Origin of the sequence: Xanthomonas sp. CFBP 7698 (assembly GCF_003600855.1) — a bacterium.
GTDB lineage: Bacteria > Pseudomonadota > Gammaproteobacteria > Xanthomonadales > Xanthomonadaceae > Xanthomonas > Xanthomonas cannabis.
The window spans coordinates 951591-968624 of the sequence record NZ_PRDN01000001.1 but is presented as its reverse complement, the minus strand read 5'-3'; the positions used below and the strand labels follow the sequence as shown (position 1 = coordinate 968624).

General features: G+C 65.6%; 18 protein-coding genes and 1 tRNA gene. 18 read left to right on the top strand and 1 reads right to left on the bottom strand.

Features of this window, described 5'->3' with window-relative positions:
- Positions 1 to 7 precede the first annotated feature (7 nt).
- The 10 genes from trpB to XnspCFBP7698_RS04035 all read left to right on the top strand — a co-directional run bounded on the left by trpB (position 8) and on the right by XnspCFBP7698_RS04035 (position 10895).
- Complete coding sequence (trpB, locus tag XnspCFBP7698_RS04080; protein WP_104580479.1) at positions 8 to 1225, top strand: tryptophan synthase subunit beta; 1218 nt, start codon at positions 8 to 10, stop codon at positions 1223 to 1225.
- A gap of 47 nt (positions 1226 to 1272) precedes the next feature.
- The gene (locus tag XnspCFBP7698_RS04075) at positions 1273 to 1740 is read left to right on the top strand and encodes a hypothetical protein (RefSeq protein ID WP_199680028.1); all 468 of its coding nucleotides are present in this window, start codon (positions 1273 to 1275) and stop codon (positions 1738 to 1740) included.
- The gene (gene trpA / locus XnspCFBP7698_RS04070; RefSeq protein ID WP_104580477.1) at positions 1737 to 2555 is read left to right on the top strand and encodes a tryptophan synthase subunit alpha; all 819 of its coding nucleotides are present in this window, start codon (positions 1737 to 1739) and stop codon (positions 2553 to 2555) included. The genes XnspCFBP7698_RS04075 and trpA overlap by 4 nt, the downstream gene beginning before the upstream one ends.
- Before the next feature lie 449 nt (positions 2556 to 3004).
- Positions 3005 to 3892, top strand: coding sequence for an acetyl-CoA carboxylase, carboxyltransferase subunit beta (gene accD, locus XnspCFBP7698_RS04065; RefSeq protein ID WP_047693180.1), 888 nt, complete (start codon positions 3005 to 3007; stop codon positions 3890 to 3892).
- Complete coding sequence (gene glmM, locus XnspCFBP7698_RS04060) at positions 3889 to 5238, top strand: phosphoglucosamine mutase (RefSeq protein ID WP_104580476.1); 1350 nt, start codon at positions 3889 to 3891, stop codon at positions 5236 to 5238. The genes accD and glmM overlap by 4 nt, the downstream gene beginning before the upstream one ends.
- A gap of 123 nt (positions 5239 to 5361) precedes the next feature.
- Positions 5362 to 6300, top strand: a complete 939-nt coding sequence (locus XnspCFBP7698_RS04055) for a 2-oxoglutarate and iron-dependent oxygenase domain-containing protein (protein ID WP_104580475.1) — start codon at positions 5362 to 5364, stop codon at positions 6298 to 6300.
- Between the two features lie 251 nt (positions 6301 to 6551).
- Positions 6552 to 7235 carry a methylamine utilization protein gene (locus tag XnspCFBP7698_RS04050; protein WP_047693177.1) on the top strand — a complete coding sequence of 228 codons (684 nt, stop codon included), beginning with the start codon at positions 6552 to 6554 and terminating at the stop codon, positions 7233 to 7235.
- Positions 7232 to 9598, top strand: a complete 2367-nt coding sequence (locus tag XnspCFBP7698_RS04045) for an EAL domain-containing protein (protein ID WP_104580474.1) — start codon at positions 7232 to 7234, stop codon at positions 9596 to 9598. Before XnspCFBP7698_RS04050 ends, XnspCFBP7698_RS04045 begins: the two co-directional genes overlap by 4 nt.
- The gene (locus XnspCFBP7698_RS04040) at positions 9595 to 10467 is read left to right on the top strand and encodes a DUF3034 family protein (protein WP_104580473.1); all 873 of its coding nucleotides are present in this window, start codon (positions 9595 to 9597) and stop codon (positions 10465 to 10467) included. The genes XnspCFBP7698_RS04045 and XnspCFBP7698_RS04040 overlap by 4 nt, the downstream gene beginning before the upstream one ends.
- The gene (locus XnspCFBP7698_RS04035; protein ID WP_047693174.1) at positions 10467 to 10895 is read left to right on the top strand and encodes a group 1 truncated hemoglobin; all 429 of its coding nucleotides are present in this window, start codon (positions 10467 to 10469) and stop codon (positions 10893 to 10895) included. Before XnspCFBP7698_RS04040 ends, XnspCFBP7698_RS04035 begins: the two co-directional genes overlap by 1 nt.
- A gap of 206 nt (positions 10896 to 11101) precedes the next feature.
- Here XnspCFBP7698_RS04035 and XnspCFBP7698_RS04030 read toward each other — a convergent pair whose 3' ends face one another.
- Positions 11102 to 11902 (bottom strand): SDR family NAD(P)-dependent oxidoreductase, encoded by an 801-nt coding sequence (locus tag XnspCFBP7698_RS04030; protein ID WP_104580472.1) that lies wholly within the window; start codon positions 11900 to 11902, stop codon positions 11102 to 11104.
- A 112-nt stretch (positions 11903 to 12014) separates the two neighbouring features.
- Here XnspCFBP7698_RS04030 and tpiA point away from each other — a divergent pair, with 112 nt between their 5' ends.
- From tpiA to nuoE, 8 genes are all read left to right on the top strand, one after another.
- Positions 12015 to 12770: a triose-phosphate isomerase gene (gene tpiA / locus XnspCFBP7698_RS04025; protein ID WP_047693172.1), complete on the top strand. Its 756-nt coding sequence runs from the start codon at positions 12015 to 12017 to the stop codon at positions 12768 to 12770.
- Between the two features lie 33 nt (positions 12771 to 12803).
- Entirely contained in the window at positions 12804 to 13277 is a 474-nt protein-coding gene (secG, locus tag XnspCFBP7698_RS04020; RefSeq protein ID WP_104580471.1) for a preprotein translocase subunit SecG, read from the top strand.
- Between the two features lie 49 nt (positions 13278 to 13326).
- Positions 13327 to 13411: transfer RNA gene (locus XnspCFBP7698_RS04015), tRNA-Leu, on the top strand.
- 102 nt (positions 13412 to 13513) lie between these two features.
- On the top strand, positions 13514 to 13870 hold the full coding sequence (locus XnspCFBP7698_RS04010; protein WP_047693170.1) for an NADH-quinone oxidoreductase subunit A: 357 nt from the start codon (positions 13514 to 13516) through the stop codon (positions 13868 to 13870).
- Positions 13861 to 14415, top strand: coding sequence for an NADH-quinone oxidoreductase subunit B (locus XnspCFBP7698_RS04005; RefSeq protein ID WP_010371165.1), 555 nt, complete (start codon positions 13861 to 13863; stop codon positions 14413 to 14415). Before XnspCFBP7698_RS04010 ends, XnspCFBP7698_RS04005 begins: the two co-directional genes overlap by 10 nt.
- Before the next feature lie 36 nt (positions 14416 to 14451).
- Positions 14452 to 15204, top strand: coding sequence for an NADH-quinone oxidoreductase subunit C (locus XnspCFBP7698_RS04000; RefSeq protein WP_039407413.1), 753 nt, complete (start codon positions 14452 to 14454; stop codon positions 15202 to 15204).
- The gene (locus XnspCFBP7698_RS03995) at positions 15201 to 16508 is read left to right on the top strand and encodes an NADH-quinone oxidoreductase subunit D (protein WP_047693168.1); all 1308 of its coding nucleotides are present in this window, start codon (positions 15201 to 15203) and stop codon (positions 16506 to 16508) included. Before XnspCFBP7698_RS04000 ends, XnspCFBP7698_RS03995 begins: the two co-directional genes overlap by 4 nt.
- Positions 16505 to 17032, top strand: coding sequence for an NADH-quinone oxidoreductase subunit NuoE (gene nuoE / locus XnspCFBP7698_RS03990; RefSeq protein WP_003485548.1), 528 nt, complete (start codon positions 16505 to 16507; stop codon positions 17030 to 17032). The genes XnspCFBP7698_RS03995 and nuoE overlap by 4 nt, the downstream gene beginning before the upstream one ends.
- Positions 17033 to 17034 lie beyond the last annotated feature (2 nt).

Here is a 17034-nt window from a genome sequence, read left to right as displayed (position 1 = left end):
GATTCCCATGTCGGCCCAGCCCATCAGTGACTTTTACGCCTATCCGGATGCTGCCGGCCATTTCGGCAAGTTCGGCGGCCGCTTCGTCGCCGAGACCTTGATCGGTCCATTGCAGGAGCTGTCCGCCGCCTATGACCAGGCGCGCCAGGATCCGAGCTTCATCGCCGAATACGACAAGGACCTCAAGCATTACGTCGGCCGGCCCAGCCCGATCTACCACGCCGAGCGGCTCAGTCGCGAAGTGGGCGGGGCACAGATCCTGCTCAAGCGCGAAGACCTGAACCACACCGGCGCGCACAAGATCAACAACACCATTGGCCAGGCGCTGCTGGCCAGCCGCATGGGCAAGACCCGCATCATCGCCGAGACCGGCGCCGGCCAGCATGGCGTGGCCAGCGCCACGGTCGCAGCGCGCCTGGGCCTGGAATGCGTGGTCTACATGGGCGCCACCGATATCGAGCGGCAGAAGATCAACGTCTACCGCATGAAGCTGCTGGGCGCGACGGTGATCCCGGTGACCTCCGGTTCGGCCACGCTCAAGGACGCGCTCAACGAAGCGATGCGCGACTGGGTGACCAACGTGCGCGATACCTTCTACATCATCGGTACCGTTGCCGGCCCCGACCCGTATCCGCGCATGGTGCGCGACTTCAATGCCATCGTCGGGCGCGAAGCGCGCGAGCAGATGCTGCAGGACTACGGCCGGCTGCCGGATGCGATCAGCGCCTGCGTAGGCGGCGGCAGTAATGCGATCGGCCTGTTTCATGCCTTCCTCAACGACCCCGGCGTGAAGATCTACGGCGCCGAAGCGGCCGGCGACGGCATCGCCACCGGCCGCCACGCGGCATCGATCGCCGCCGGGCGCCCCGGCGTGCTGCACGGCAACCGCACCTACGTGATCTGCGACGACGACGGCCAGATTACCGAAACCCATTCGATCTCCGCCGGCCTGGATTACCCCGGCGTGGGTCCGGAGCATTCGTTCCTGTCCGACAGCGGCCGCGCGGTGTATCAGGGCATCACCGACGACGAGGCGATGGCCGCCTTCCACCTGCTGGCGCACACCGAGGGCATTCTGGCGGCGCTGGAGTCCAGCCATGCGGTGGCGCAGTCGATCAAGCTGGCGCGCGAGCTGCCCAAGGATGCGCTGGTGTTGTGCAACCTGTCCGGCCGTGGCGACAAGGACGTGCACACCATCGCCGCGCGCGAGGGTCTGGCGTTGTGAGGGCAGCCCGGCTGCAGCAGTGGGGCGGCGGTATCGCGCTGCTGTGCATGTCTATCCTGGCGGTGGCCGCGGTCGCGGGCTCCGCGCTGGATCGCAGCGGCGCGGTGCGGGTCGGTCAGCGATTCAGCGAGCTGGCGCCACAGGCGGCCTGGACGCCGCTCAACGCCGGCCCGATCGGACACTGCGACTATGTGCAGGCCGGTCTGTTGCCTGATGGAGTTGCGATGATGGTGGAAGACGACCGCGTCGTCCGCTTCGACATCAGCGACGCCGGTCCGGTGGGCCCGTTCGGCATCCGTGTCGGCGACAGCGAAGCCGCAGCGCGTGCGCGTCTGCCAGCGGGCTACAGCGTCCAGCCCCATAAATATGGCAGGGACGGCGGGACCGATCTTTATCTGACTTGGCGCGACCCGCAAGGCGAGTTCGCCGTTCGCTACGAAACCGGAGAAGGCACTGTGACATCGATGTACTGGGGAAGCTGGGACACCGTGCAACTGGTGGAGGGCTGCGCATGAGCCGCGCGCCAGGCCGTATCGCTATGCGTTTTGATGCCTTGCGCCACTCCGGCCGCAAGGCGCTGATCCCCTTCATCACCGCCGGCGACCCATCGCTGGAAGCCACCGTCCCGGTGATGCACGCGCTGGTGCGCGCCGGTGCCGACGTCATCGAGCTGGGCGTGCCGTTCTCCGACCCCATGGCCGACGGTCCCACCATCCAGCGCAGCTCCGAGCGCGCGCTGGCACGCGGTGCCGGCCTGGCCTATGTGCTGGAAGCGGTGCACGAATTCCGCCGCGAAGATGCCACCACCCCGGTGGTGCTGATGGGCTATCTCAACCCGATCGAAATCCACGGCACGCGCCGGTTCGCCGAAGCCGCCGTCGCGGCGGGCGTTGACGGTCTGTTGCTGGTCGACCTGCCGCCGGAAGAGGCGGACGAAACCCGCCACATCTTCAGCGAGGTCGGGCTGGCGCTGATTGCGCTGGCATCGCCGACCACCAGCGAGCAGCGCCTGGACATGTTGTGCAGCACGGCGCAGGGCTACCTGTACTACGTCAGCTTTGCTGGCGTTACCGGCGCCTCCAACCTGCTCGACACCCATGCCGCCAGCGACCGCCTGCGCCAGCTGCGGCAACGTGCCGGTGCGCCGGTGGTGGCCGGTTTCGGCATCAAGGACGCCGCCAGCGCCAAGGCCATGGCCGTGGATGCCGACGGCGTGGTGGTAGGCAGCGCCCTGGTCGCTGCCCTGGCCGACGCAGACGACGTTCGCAGTGCGCGCGAGCGCGCGGAGGCGTTCCTGACACCGTTACGCCAGGCGCTGGATCATCCCTGAGGCCAGGCCAAGGCCCCTCACACGTGAATGCACGTGGCTTGGCCCGCGCCCGCATCCGCCCCTGCAGGGCACCTTCTCCCTCTTGAAGAAGGACGGTGTCCCGATGAGAGATGGAATCAAAGCCCCTCTCCTGCGGGAGAGGGGTTGGGGTGAGGGTACGGGCGAAGCCGCGCCGTGCTGAGCGAAGGTATTGACGGCCAGGCAACAAACAGCGCGCCACAGCAAGCCAACCTGCTGCACATCGCTCGACAGCCTGCACCAAAGCGCGCCACAGCACATCAACCTGCTGCACATCGCCCAACAGCCTGCACCACATCGCTATGCCATAACGCTCCGCCACAACGGCAACCCGTCATGTCCAGCGCGCGCTGCACCGCCCTGGGGCGCTGCGTTAGACTGTCGCCCCTCTGCGGCCCGCCAGGCCGCCCTGCATGGATTGTCATACACGCATGAGCTGGCTCAGCAAATTGATGCCCTCCGGCATCCGCACCGAGAACACCCCGGCCAAGAAGCGCAGCGTCCCCGAGGGGCTGTGGGAAAAGTGCAGCAACTGCGGTAGCGCACTGTACGGCCCGGAACTCGAGGAAAACCTCGAGGTGTGCCCGAAGTGCGACCACCACATGGCGATCCGCGCGCGCGCGCGCCTGAACTCGCTGTTCGACCCGGACACCGCAACCACCGAGATTGCCGCCCAGCTCGGCCCGGTCGACGTGCTCAAGTTCAAGGACCAGAAGCGTTACGGTGAGCGCATCAAGGCCAGCCAGAAGGCCAGCGGCGAATACGACGCGCTGATCGCCATGCGCGGCACGCTCAAGGGCAACCCGCTGGTCGCCGCCGCCTTCGACTTCGCCTTCATGGGCGGCTCGATGGGCTCGGTGGTCGGCGAGCGTTTTGCACGCGCCGCCGAAGTGGCGCTGGAAGTGGGCTGCCCGTTCGTGTGCTTCTCCGCCAGCGGCGGTGCGCGCATGCAGGAAGGGCTGTTCTCGCTGATGCAGATGGCCAAGACCTCCGCGGCGCTCGGGCGCCTGCGCGAAGCCGGCCTGCCGTACATCTCGGTGCTGACCCATCCCACCACCGGTGGCGTGTCGGCGTCGTTCGCGATGCTGGGCGACATCAACATCGCCGAGCCGCATGCGCTGATCGGTTTCGCCGGCCCGCGCGTGATCGAGCAGACCGTGCGCGAGACCCTGCCTGAAGGTTTCCAGCGTTCGGAGTTCCTGCTCGACCACGGCGCCATCGACCAGATCTGCGACCGCCGCCAGATGCGTGACCGCATTGCCGAGCTGAGCGCGATGATGATGCGTCAGCCGCGTCCACAGGACGCCGACGTCGCATGAGCGCCCGCAAATACTTCGGCACCGACGGCATTCGCGGTCGGGTCGGGCAGGGCGTGATCTCGGCCGATTTCGTGCTGCGTCTGGGCAATGCGCTCGGACGCGTGTTGACGCAGGGCCGCAGCAAGCGGCCGCTGGTGTTGATCGGCAAGGACACGCGCATTTCCGGCTACATGTTCGAAGCGGCGCTGGAAGCCGGCCTGGTGGCGGCAGGCGCCGATGTGCAGATGATCGGCCCGATGCCGACGCCGGCCATCGCGTTTCTGACCAGTACCTTGCGTGCCGATGCCGGCGTGGTGATCAGCGCCTCGCACAATCCCCATTACGACAACGGCATCAAGTTCTTCTCTGCCGAAGGCGAAAAGCTCGACGACGCGACCGAGGCGGCCATCGAAGCCGCACTCGACGAGCCGTTCCATACCGTGGAATCCGAGCGCCTGGGCAAGGCGATCCGCACCCGCGATGCGATCGGCCGCTATATCGAGTTCTGCAAGGCCAGCGTGGCGCGCGGCTTCACCCTGCAGGGCCTGAAGATGGTGCTGGACTGCGCGCATGGCGCCACCTATCACATTGCCCCGATGCTGTTTCGCGAGCTCGGCGCCGAGGTGGTGGTGATCGGTGCAGCGCCGGACGGGCTCAACATCAACGACGGCGTCGGCTCCACGCATATCGACAATCTTGCCGCCAAGGTGCGCGAGAGCGGGGCGCAGCTGGGCATCGCCTTCGACGGCGACGGCGACCGCGTGCTGATGGCCGACGATCAAGGCAACCCGGTCGATGGCGACGACCTGCTGTATGTGCTTGCGCGCTCCTGGCAGGCCAGCGGCCGGCTCACCGGCACCGTGGTCGGCACCTTGATGACCAATTACGGGCTGGAGCCGGCGCTGGCGGCGCTGCGCATCCCGTTCCAGCGCGCCAAGGTGGGTGACCGTTATGTGCATCAGGCGCTGGTCGAAGGCGGCGGCACGCTAGGCGGAGAAACCTCCGGCCATCTGCTGTGCCTGGACCGCGCGAGCACCGGCGACGGCATCGTCAGTGCGCTGCAGGTGCTCGAAGCCCTCAGCCGCGATGGCCACAGCCTGCGCGAGGCCTTGCGCGACCTGACCAAGGTGCCGCAAAAGACGGTCAACGTGCGTCTGGGCGGCGGCGCGGCAAAGGCCATCGTCGAGGCGGCGAGCGTGCAGCAGGCGCTGCAGCAGGCGCAGGCGGCCGTACAGGGCCGGGGGCGTGCGTTCCTGCGTCCGTCCGGCACCGAGCCGGTGGTGCGCGTGACCGTGGAAGCCGACGATGCCGGCCTGATGCAGGACACGCTCGACCGACTCTCAGGTGCGGTGCGTGACGCGGCGTGAGTCGCTGATCATTGGCGTCTGCGTGATCGTGGCCAAGGCCGCGACGTTCTACCTGTTGTATCGCCTGCTGATCTGAACCGCAGGCTCTCTCGACCTTTTCAAACTTCCATTGCAGACACCCGTATGAGCGCCCGCATCCCCACCTTGGACATCACCCGCTTCGACAGCGACCGCGACGCCTTCGTCGCCGAACTCGGCGCAGCCTATCGGCAGTGGGGCTTTGCCGGCATCCGCAATCACGGCATCGCCCAGGCCGACATCGATGCCGCCTACGAAGTGTTCAAGGCGTTTTTTGCCTTGCCCGAGGAGGTGAAGCGGCGCTATCACGTGCCGGGCAGCGGCGGCGCACGCGGCTATACCGCCTTCGGTGTGGAAACCGCCAAGGATTCCAAGCACTTCGACCTGAAGGAGTTCTGGCATATCGGTCGCGAGATTCCGGACGACTCGCCGTATCGCGCGGTGATGCCGCCGAACCTGTGGCCGGAGGAAGTGCCGGATTTCCGTGAGCGTGGCTATCAGCTGTATCAGCAGCTGGATCAACTCGGCTCGCGCGTGCTCTCCGCGCTGGCACTGCATATCGGTCTGCCGCAGGACTATTTCGTCGACAAGACCAACAACGGCAATTCGATCCTGCGGCCGATCCACTACCCGCCGATCACCAGCGACGACATCCCGAACGTGCGTGCCGGCGCGCATGGCGACATCAACTTCATCACCTTGCTGGTCGGCGCCAGTGCCGCCGGGCTGGAAGTACGTTCCAACGATGGTGAGTGGGTGCCGTTCACCGCCGACGCCGATACCATCGTGGTCAATATCGGCGACATGCTGCAGCGCCTGACCAACCACGTGTATCCATCCACGATCCATCGTGTGGTCAATCCGCCCGGCGAGGCCGCGCGCAAGCCGCGCTATTCGGTGCCGTTCTTCCTGCACCCCAACCCGGATTTCCTGATCGACGTGTTGCCCTCGTGCATCAGTGCCGACAACCCGAGCCGGTATCCCGAGCCGATCACTGCGCACGGCTTCCTGGAAGAGCGTCTGCGCGAGATCAAGCTGAAGTAAGCGGTTTGGTCGCCGCTGGCGCTGTGCGTGGCAATGGTCGCGCCGCACTTGGGCGGCAGGCAGTGCGCACAGCCCGTAGTCGCGCTCGCAATATTGGCCATGACAGCGACCACAGTTTTGTTCATAAAATTGTGCTCGCGTCTGGTTAAAGCTTGCGTTCACCCGCGCCGATAATCCAGTCTGATCGCTAGCGCGACGTCGGACTCGCCTGGCGCCCGCTGCCGATTGCACGGTCAGGGGGGCGCATGCGGATGCAGGGGATCAAACACATGGGGGCGCTGGGCCTGCTTGCGCTCTGCAGCGTGGCAGCGCCGCTGGCAGCAGCGCCGGTGAGCGTGGCGGTGGCCGATGCCAACGGCGTCCTGGTCGATGCGGTGGTCAGCCTGGAGTTGCCGCGGCCCGCCGCGGCCAGTGCCGGCAAGACCATGGAGATGGACCAGGTCAATTCGCAGTTCGTGCCTGCGGTGCTGGCGGTGCGTACCGGCACGTCGGTGCGGTTTCCGAACAACGATCAGATCCGCCATCAGGTGTATTCGTTCTCGCCGGCCAAGCGCTTTGAGCTGCCGCTGTTCCAGGGCACTACGGCCGCGCCGGTGCGCTTCGATCAAGCCGGTCTGGTGACGGTTGGCTGCAATATCCACGACTGGATGCTGGGCTATATCGTGGTGCTGGAGACCCCCTATTTCGGCAAGACCGGCAGCGACGGGCGCGTGCAGCTCGATGCGCCCGCCGGCAATTACACGCTGCGCGTGTGGCATCCCCGCATCAAGGGCGCTGCAGTGACCGAGCCGCTGGTCGTCGCGCGCGACCCGGTGCAGCGCCGCATCACCGTGCAGACCACGGGCGCGGCACCGGTGGTTGCGCCGCCGGATGCGCGCGTCCGCGCGTTGCAGGATAAATTTCGCCGCGCCGAGCCGAAGAAGACCCATCCATGAGGGCGATGCGACTGCATACCCGCATCGCGGTCCTGCTGGTGCTGGTCGTGCTCGCCACCCAGGCACTGACCTTCATTGCGGTGCAGCTGGCAACCGACCGCAGCGTCAAGGCACAGCTGGGCGAAGAACTGCAGATCGGCGAGCGCGTCTGGCAGCGCATCAACCTGCGCCGCGACGAACAACTGCTGCAATCGGCCTCGGTGCTGGCCGATGATTTCGGCTTTCGTGCTGCGGTGGCCAGCGGCGATGTGCCCACCATGCAGTCGGCGCTACGCAATCATGCCGCGCGCATGTCCGCGCAGACTGCGGTGCTGCTCTCGCCGGATGGCGAATTTTTGACCGGCCTGGCCGATCTGCCCCAGGCCGAGCAATTGCGTGCGGTACAGGCCCTGTTGCAGCAGGCGCAGCGCGATGGTCGTGCGGTGGGGGTGGTGGCACTGAATCGGCAGATCGTGCGGCTGGCCGTGGTCCAGGTGCTGGCGCCGAGTCGCGTCGGCTGGATTGCGATCGGCAACGAATCCGGCGAGGGCCTGGCCCAGGATTTCCGCACGACCACCGGGTTGGATGCCACGTTCTTTACCGACGGCCCGCCCGTGCACGTGCTCGCGTCGACGTTGGAGCCGCCTGCGCGTGCCGAATTTGCGCAGCAGTTGCCCACCGCCGAGCGCACCCAGGCAGCAGCGATTCCGCTGACGCTGGGCCAGTCGCGCTACCTGGTCAAGCTGCAACCGATCCAGGGCGACAGCCATGTGCGGGTGGCCTTGCAGGCATCGCTGGACCGGGCGATCGCGCCGTATCGCATTCTCAAGTTGCGCATCCTGTTGCTGGCCGGTCTGGCAACGGCTGCGGCCCTGGGCGTGGCGATCTTTCTGGCGCGTAGTGTCAGCAAGCCGGTGGCGCAACTGGTGCAGGCCGCGCGGCGCATCCAGCGTGGCGATTACCAGACGGCAGTGGATGTGCCGCCGGGCCGCGAGCTGGCCGAGCTGGCCGACAGCTTCGGGCGGATGCAGCAGCAGATCGCCAGCCGTGAGCAGCACATCCTGCATCAGGCGCGGCACGACGCACTCACCGGCTTGCCTAACCGTTTGTGGCTGCTGGAGCGGTTGAAGGAGGTGGTCGAACACGCCGTCGCTTCCGGTGGCACCGCGGCCGTGCTGATCCTGGATCTGGAGCGTTTCAAGGAGCTCAACGACAGCCTGGGCCATGATTTTGCCGACCAGGTGCTGGTCGAGGCCGGGCGACGGCTTGCCGATGTGGTGCACGCGCCCAACCTGGTCGGGCGCCTGGGTAGCGACGAGTTCATGGTGGTGGTGGCGCAGGCCGATGCGAACAGCGTGCAGCTGGACGCACAACGGCTGCTGCTGCAATTGCGCCGCCCGCTGGCCTTGCCGCAGGCACGCATCCAGCTCGAAGCCAGCATCGGCATCGCGCTGATTCCCGAGCATGGCGCCGACCCGGACACCTTGCTGCGTCGCGCCGATATCGCACGGCGCCAGGTGGGCGATGTGACCACCATGGGGGCCAGCGTCTACCGCATGGGCCAGGACGAGCAGCATCTGCGCCGGCTGCGGCTCACTGGCGATCTGCGTCAGGCCATCGGCGGCAACGAGTTGACCTTGCGCTTCCAGCCCAAGATCTGCCTGCGGACCGACCGTGTCGAACAGGTCGAAGTGCTGGTGCGCTGGCATCACCCGACGCTGGGCCCGATCGGCCCGGACGAATTCATTCCGCTGGCCGAGCATTCCGGCGTGATCCACCCGTTGACCCGCTTCGTGCTGGACGAGGCACTGCGCTGCCAGGCGCACTGGCGCGCGCAAGGCCTGGAACTGGGCATGGCGATCAACCTGTCGGCCCTGGATCTGTCCGATCCGGGTCTGCCCGACTACGTGCGTGCGCGGCTGGAGCAGCACGCCGTGCCGGCGCAGTCGGTCACTTTGGAGTTGACCGAAAGCGCGCTGATGCGCGATGTCGAATCTGCGCTGCACATGCTGCATCAGCTGCGTGGCGTGGGCGTGCGTCTGTCCATCGACGACTTCGGCACCGGCTATTCCTCGTTGGCCCAACTCAAGCGCATGCCGGTGAACGAATTGAAGATCGACAAGAGCTTCGTGATGCAGCTGGCCGAAGGCACCGACGATGCATTCATCGTGCGCAGCACGATCGACCTGGGCCACAACCTCGGCCTGAGCGTGATCGCCGAAGGCGTCGAAAACACCACGGCCCTGGGCCTGCTGCGCGGCTATGGCTGTGACATGGTGCAGGGCTACCTGTACGCGCCGCCACTGGAAGAGGCCCCGCTGGTGGCGTGGTGCATGCGCCAACTGGGCATGCCCTCGGCAGCCCATGCAGGCATGCAGCGATGAGCGCGTGTCTGCGTGTCGCCCTCGTCGTGACCGTTGTTGCCGGTGCGTTGGCGCCATTGAAGGCAATGGCTGGCGACGGGCGCCTGCTCGCTACCGGTGGCGTGTCGATGATCGAAGGCAGCAGCGGTGGCGGCATCGTGCCATGGGCCACGTTGTCGGGTTACGGCACGCGCGATGAGTTGGGCGCCGTGCTGTTCGCCACGCATGTGGATAGCGGCGACTACCGCCTCGACGTGCAGGGCGCGGCGCTTACGGTCGGTAATCGGCTGGAGCTGTCGCTTGCGCGCCAGCGTCTGGATCTGGGCGCGCTGCAGGACCGGCTCGGATTGCCGTGGAATGCGCTCGGCCAGGACGTGTTCGGTGCCAAGGTGCGATTGGCCGGCGACCTTATCTACGGGCATGCACCGCAAGTCAGCCTGGGCGTGCAGTACAAGCGCTTGCGCGACGGGACCTTGCCGTTGGCAATCGGTGCGCGCGACGATCACGGCACGGACGTCTACCTCAGTGCAAGCCGCTTGTTGCTGCAGGGCGCTGGCGGGTACCAGCTGCTGCTCAACGGGACGGTGCGCGCCACCCGCGCCAACCAGACCGGCTTGCTCGGTTTCGGCGGCGACCGGCGTAACGGTTATCGTCTGGTGCCCGAGGCCAGTGCCGCCGTCGTGCTGTCGCCATCCTGGGCGGTGGGCGTGGAATATCGCGACAAACCGAATAACCTGCGCTTCGCGCGCGAGCAGGCGTGGGCAGATGTGTTCGTCGCCTGGTTCCCCGGCAAGCACGTTTCGCTGACTGCCGCCTGGGCCGATCTGGGAAATGTCGCCACGCTGGCCGATCAGCGTGGTCCTTATCTCTCTTTGCAGGTGGCGTTCTGATGAACCTATGGCTGCGCTGGTGCCTGCTGTGCGTGCTGGGCCTGACGAGCGCCTGCGCCAGCACGCAACCGCGCCAGACGCTCTACGACGAGCTCGGCGGGCAAGCCGGCATCGAAGCACTGGTAGAAACCATGCTCTCGCGTATCGCCGACGACCAGCGCATCGTCGACAAGTTCGCCCGCGTCAACATCGTCATGCTCAATGCACGCCTGGTGCAGAAGTTCTGCCACGTCGCCGACGGCCCCTGCCCGGACACGGCCAAGTCGATGCAGCAGGCGCACGCGCACCTGGCCATCCGCGAAGGCGATTTCAACGCACTGGTCGAAGACCTGAACTGGGCGATGGACCAGCAAAAGATCCCGCGCCGCACGCAAAATCGCCTGCTCGCGCGGCTGGCAGCCATGCATGGCGAGATCGTCAATCGCTGAGAGCGACGGGTCTCCTGCCGTCGTTCGTCGGGCGTGCATGAGTCGGGAGCGCTGCGGCATGCGATAAGCCTGTGTTCGAGCACGTGCACGTTCCTCAACTGCGCGCTTGCGCGGTCATCGCGCTTTGCCCAGCCGCTGCACGTCGAAGCCCGGCGCACGGGCACCTGCACTGATGCGATGCCTTTCCACCGATCGTCCATAGCCGCTTACTCCAGCGGCCGCACCCGGTGCGAGCCGCGTGCCATCAGCCGCAGGGCAAGCGCATGCGGCAGCAGGCGCAGCGCCGCATGGACCAGCCGATAGCGCCAGCCCGGCACCGCCAGCACCTGGCCGCGCTCCAGCGCCTGGATGCCGTACTCGGCCACGTCATCGGCCTGCAGCCAGGCCCAGCCGGGCAGGGTGGACATCGCCTCGCGCGTGCCGGTGACATCGTGGAATTCCGACCATGCAAAGCCGGGGCACAGGGCGCAGACCTTGACGCCGCAATCGGCGTTTTCCAGCGCCAGCGATTCGCTGAAGCGCAGCATGAAACTCTTGCTGGCCGCGTATAGCGTCTGCCCATCGGCACTGGGTGTCAGTGCCGCGAACGAGGCGACGTTGAGAATGCGGCCCTTGCCGCTGGCACGAATCATCGGCAACAGCCGCCAGGTCAGTTCGCACACTGCGCCCACCATCACCTGCAGAAAGCGCGCATGCGTGGCCCAGTCGTTGTGCAGGTAGCGGCCCGGCACACCGTAGCCGGCGTTGTTGACCAGGGTGCCCACCGTCCAGCCGTTGCGCTGGATTTGCGTCGCCAGTGCCTCTGCCGCTGCAGGGTCGGCCAGATCGGCCGGCAGCACTTCCACCCGCACGGCGCTGCGCAATTCCTCCGCCAGCGCCTGCAGCCGGTCCACCCGCCGCGCGGTCAGGATCAACGGCACCCCGCGCCGGGCATAGGCCCGCGCAATCTCGCGGCCGATGCCGCTGGAGGCACCGGTGATCAGCGCAAAGACAGGCGAAACGGACATGACGGGTTCCTGGTGGGGGAGGGACGGGACATGCAGCGGACAGAAGTGTGCCGGTTGCCGACAGGCCATGGGCTATTCTGTCGCCTGTCTTCAACTCAGGAACCTGCGCCTGATGCGTCGAAAGATCGTTGCTGGAAACTGGAAGCTGCATGGCAGCCGCACCTTTGCCACCGAACTGGTGGCAAAGGTCGCCGCACACATGCCCCTGGAGGGTGTCGATGTCGTCATCCTGCCACCACTGCCTTACCTCGGTGACCTGATCGAGGATTTCGAGGCACATCACCTGTCCTTTGGAGCCCAGGACGTCAGTAGCAACGAGAAAGGCGCCTACACCGGCGAAGTCTCGGCCACCATGTTGGTGGACGTGGGCGCCGGCTATGGCCTGGTCGGTCATTCCGAGCGGCGCCAGTACCATCAGGAGAGTAGCGAGCTGGTCGCGCGCAAGTTTGCCGCTGCCATCCACGCCGGATTGATCCCGGTGCTGTGCGTGGGCGAATCGCTGGAACAGCGTGAGGCCGGTCAGACTGAGGCAATCCTACGTGCCCAGCTCGAACCGGTCCTGGCCCTGGTGGGCAGCGAAGGCTTTGCCCGCGCGGTGCTGGCTTATGAGCCGATCTGGGCGATCGGCACCGGCCGCACCGCCAGCCCCGAGCAGGCCCAGGCCGTGCATGCCTTCCTGCGTGGCGAAGTCGCGAAGGCGGATGCTAGAATTGCGGATGGTCTGCCCATCCTGTACGGGGGCAGCGTCAAGCCCGACAACGCCGGCGAGCTGTTCGCACAGCCCGATGTCGATGGGGGGCTGGTCGGCGGCGCATCACTGGTTGCCGAAGATTTCCTGGCCATTGCACGTGCGGCGGCTGCTTGTTAACCCATTAAGTTTTGTCCGGGGACGGATTTCGAAATGCTGATGTTGATCCTCAATGTGGTCTACGTGCTGGTCGCGCTGGCGATGATTGCGCTGATCCTGATGCAGCGTGGTGCGGGTGCGGCGGCCGGTTCCGGCTTCGGTGCCGGCGCGTCGGGCACGGTGTTCGGTTCGCAGGGTGCGTCGAACTTCCTGTCCAAGTCGACCAAGTGGCTGGCCGTGGTGTTCTTCAGCATCAGCCTGTTCATGGCGTGGTACGCCACGCATGGGGCGCGTCCAACGGACCAGAACCTGGGCGTGATGTCGCAGTCGGCAACGCCGGCTCCGGCCGCCGCAGGCGAACTCACCCAGCCGTTGCCGCAGGCTCCGGCCGCTGGTGCCGTGCCGACCGCTCCGTCGCAGCCGGCTCCTGCCGTTGCGCCGGCGGCAGCCCCGGTGCAGTCTGCCCCGGCACAGCCGGCGCCTGCAGCCGGCGAAGAAAACGCTTCAGAACCAGCACAAAAACGCTGAAGCCGGTTACAATACGCTGCGCACTGGGATGCCCAGCGGCGCAACGTATGCCCAGGTGGCGGAATTGGTAGACGCACTACCTTGAGGTGGTAGCGACTTAGGTCGTAGGGGTTCGAGTCCCCTCTTGGGCACCATTGTTTGGCTGCAGTTCCTGCGCATCGCTTGTCGCGCGCGGGGCCTGCCTATACCCCATGCCGGCACGCGGCGCGTGCGGGCAGAGGCAAGAGAGAATCGCTGTGCTGGCCGAATATTTGCCGAGTCTGCTGTTTCTGATCGTCGCCACCGGTATCGGCATCGTGCTGATGTTGGTCGGTCGATTCCTCGCTCCACGCACCCCGGACGCGCGCAAGCTCTCGCCTTACGAGTGTGGCTTCGAAGCTTTCGAAGACGCGCGCATGAAGTTCGATGTGCGCTACTACCTCATCGCGATCCAGTTCATCGTGTTCGACCTGGAAATCATCTTCATCGTGCCGTGGACGCAGGTGTTCATGGAGATCGGCGCACGCTCGCTGGTCACCATGGGGCTGTTCGTCGGCATGTTGTTCCTCGGCTTTATCTACGTGTGGAAGAAGGGAGCGCTGGAATGGGAGTGATTCAGACCCTGGATCGTCTGATGACCAACCCGATGCCGGAAGGCCGGGTGGAAGACATCCTGCGCCCGGAAGGCGAAAACCCGTTGCTCGAAAAGGGCTACGTGACCACCAGCGTCGACGCGCTGCTGAACTGGGCGCGGACCGGTTCGATGTGGCCGATGACCTTCGGCCTGGCCTGCTGTGCGGTCGAGATGATGCACGCCGGCGCCTCGCGTCTGGACCTGGACCGTTACGGCGTGGTGTTCCGCCCGTCGCCGCGTCAGTCCGACGTGATGATCGTGGCCGGCACGCTGGTCAACAAGATGGCCCCGGCGCTGCGCAAGGTCTACGACCAGATGCCCGACCCGAAGTGGGTCATCTCGATGGGCAGCTGCGCCAATGGCGGCGGCTACTATCACTATTCGTATTCGGTGGTGCGCGGTTGCGATCGCATCGTGCCGGTGGACATCTATGTCCCGGGCTGCCCGCCGACCGCCGAGGCGCTGGTCTACGGCATCCTGCAGCTGCAGAAGAAGATCTGGCGCACCCAGACAATCGCACGCTGACACCCGTCTTCTCCTACCGAGAGCAGCCAAGCCCCCATGGCAGAGCAAGCATCTTCCTTCACTGACCGACTTGCGGCACGTTTCGCCGGTGCGCAGATCGCCGTGGCATTGCCGCGCGGCGAAGTGACGCTGGAAGTCGCTGCCGCCGATTGGCATGCCACCTGTCTGGCCCTGCGCGATGAGCTCGGTTTCGAGCAGCTCAGCGACCTGTGCGGCGTTGATTACCTGGGCTATGGCAGCGACGAGTGGGATACCGCCGACGTGTCATCGCAGGGTTTCAGCCGTGGCGTCGAAGGCAAGGCCGTCGGCCGTTTTGCCTGGGGCGAATTTCCCAGCCAGGAAAGTTCCGATGGTGCCCAGCCGCAGCAGCTGCCCAAGCAGCGTTTTGCGGTGGTCGCGCAACTGATTTCCTACCAACACAACCAGCGTCTGCGCGTGCGTTGCTACGCACCGGACGAGCAGGTGCCGGTGGTGGCGTCGGTCACCGATATCTGGCCGGGCGTGAACTGGTTCGAGCGCGAGGCGTTCGACCTGTTCGGCATCGTGTTCGATGGGCACCCGGATCTGCGTCGCATCCTGACCGACTACGGATTCGTCGGCCACCCGTTCCGCAAGGATTTCCCGCTGATCGGCAACGTCGAAGTGCGTTACGACGAAGAGCGCAAGCGCGTGGTCTACGAGCCGGTCACTTCGGTCGAGCCGCGCGTTGGCGTGCCGCGCGTGATTCGCGACGATGCCCGTTATGAGACTGCCGCTGGTGAAGTGGGCAAGTCGGAGACTGCCAAGTGAGTGAGTTCCGCCAGGCAACCGAAGCCTTCGCGAGCAATCCTGTGGAAAGCAAGCAGGAAATCCGCAATTACACGATGAACTTCGGCCCGCAGCATCCTGCGGCGCACGGCGTGTTGCGCCTGATCCTGGAAATGGACGGCGAGACCGTGGTGCGTGCCGATCCGCATATCGGCCTGCTGCACCGTGGCACCGAGAAGCTGGCCGAGTCCAAGCCGTTCAACCAGTCGGTTCCGTACATGGATCGCCTGGACTACGTGTCGATGATGTGCAACGAGCACGCTTACGTGCGCGCGATCGAATCCCTGATGGGGATCGAGGCGCCCGAGCGTGCGCAGTACATCCGCACCATGTTCGACGAGATCACCCGCATCAAGAACCACCTGATGTGGGTTGGCTCCAACGCGCTCGATCTGGGAGCAATGGCGGTGATGCTGTATGCATTCCGCGAGCGCGAAGAATTGATGGACGTCTACGAGGCGGTCAGCGGTGCGCGCATGCACGCGGCCTACTACCGCCCCGGTGGCGTGTATCGTGATCTGCCCGACTTCATGCCCAAGTACAAGGAATCCCGTTGGCATAAGGGTGGGGCACTGAAGAAGCGTAACGCCGGTCGTGAAGGCACGATGCTGGACTTCCTGGAGGAGTTCACCAATACCTTCCCGGCGCGCGTGGACGAATACGAAACGCTGCTCACCGACAACCGTATCTGGAAGCAGCGCACCGTCGATGTCGGCATCATCAGCCCGGATCTGGCGCGTGCCTGGGGCATGACCGGACCGATGCTGCGTGGCTCGGGAATCGAGTGGGATCTGCGCAAGAAGCAGCCTTACGCCAAGTACGACGCAGTGGATTTCGATATCCCGGTCGGCACCAACGGCGACTGCTACGACCGCTACCTGGTACGCGTGGCCGAGATGCGCGAGTCCAACCGCATCATCAAGCAATGCGTGAAGTGGCTCAAGGCCAATCCCGGTCCGGTCATGGTCACCAATTTCAAGGTCGCTCCTCCCAGCCGCGAAGGCATGAAGGACGACATGGAAGCGCTGATCCATCACTTCAAGCTGTTCAGTGAAGGCTATTGCGTGCCGGCCGGCGAAACCTACAGCGCGGTCGAAGCGCCCAAGGGCGAGTTCGGGTGCTACCTGATGTCCGACGGCGCCAACAAGCCGTTCCGCGTGCATCTGCGCGCGCCGGGCTTTGCGCATCTGTCGTCGATGGACGCGGTGGTGCGTGGCTATTTGCTGGCCGACGTCGTGGCGATGATCGGTACTTACGATTTGGTTTTCGGTGAGGTTGACCGATGAAGGCGACGGGTAATTTCGAAGCGGCGCGCGACGTCGATCCGCAGGTTGTGCTGAGCGACAAGACGCGTGCGCACATCGATCATTGGCTGACCAAGTTTCCGCCGGACCGCAAGCGGTCGGCGGTGCTGCAGGGTCTGCACGCTGCGCAGGAGCAGAACCAGGGTTGGCTGACCGACGAGTTGATCGTCGGCGTGGCCAAGTACCTGGAACTGCCGCCAGTGTGGGCCTACGAGGTCGCCAGCTTCTACTCGATGTTCGAGACCGAACGCGTCGGCCGCCACAACGTGGCGTTCTGCACCAACATCAGCTGCTGGCTCAATGGCGCCGAAGATCTGTTGGCGCATGCGGAAAAGAAACTGGGTTGCAAGCTGGGGCAGTCGACGGCCGATGGCCGCGTCTACCTCAAGCGCGAGGAAGAGTGCCTGGCGGCCTGCTCTGCAGCGCCGATGATGGTCATCAACGGCCATTACCACGAGCACCTGACGAAAGAGAAGGTCGACGCGCTGCTGGACGGGCTGGAGTAAGA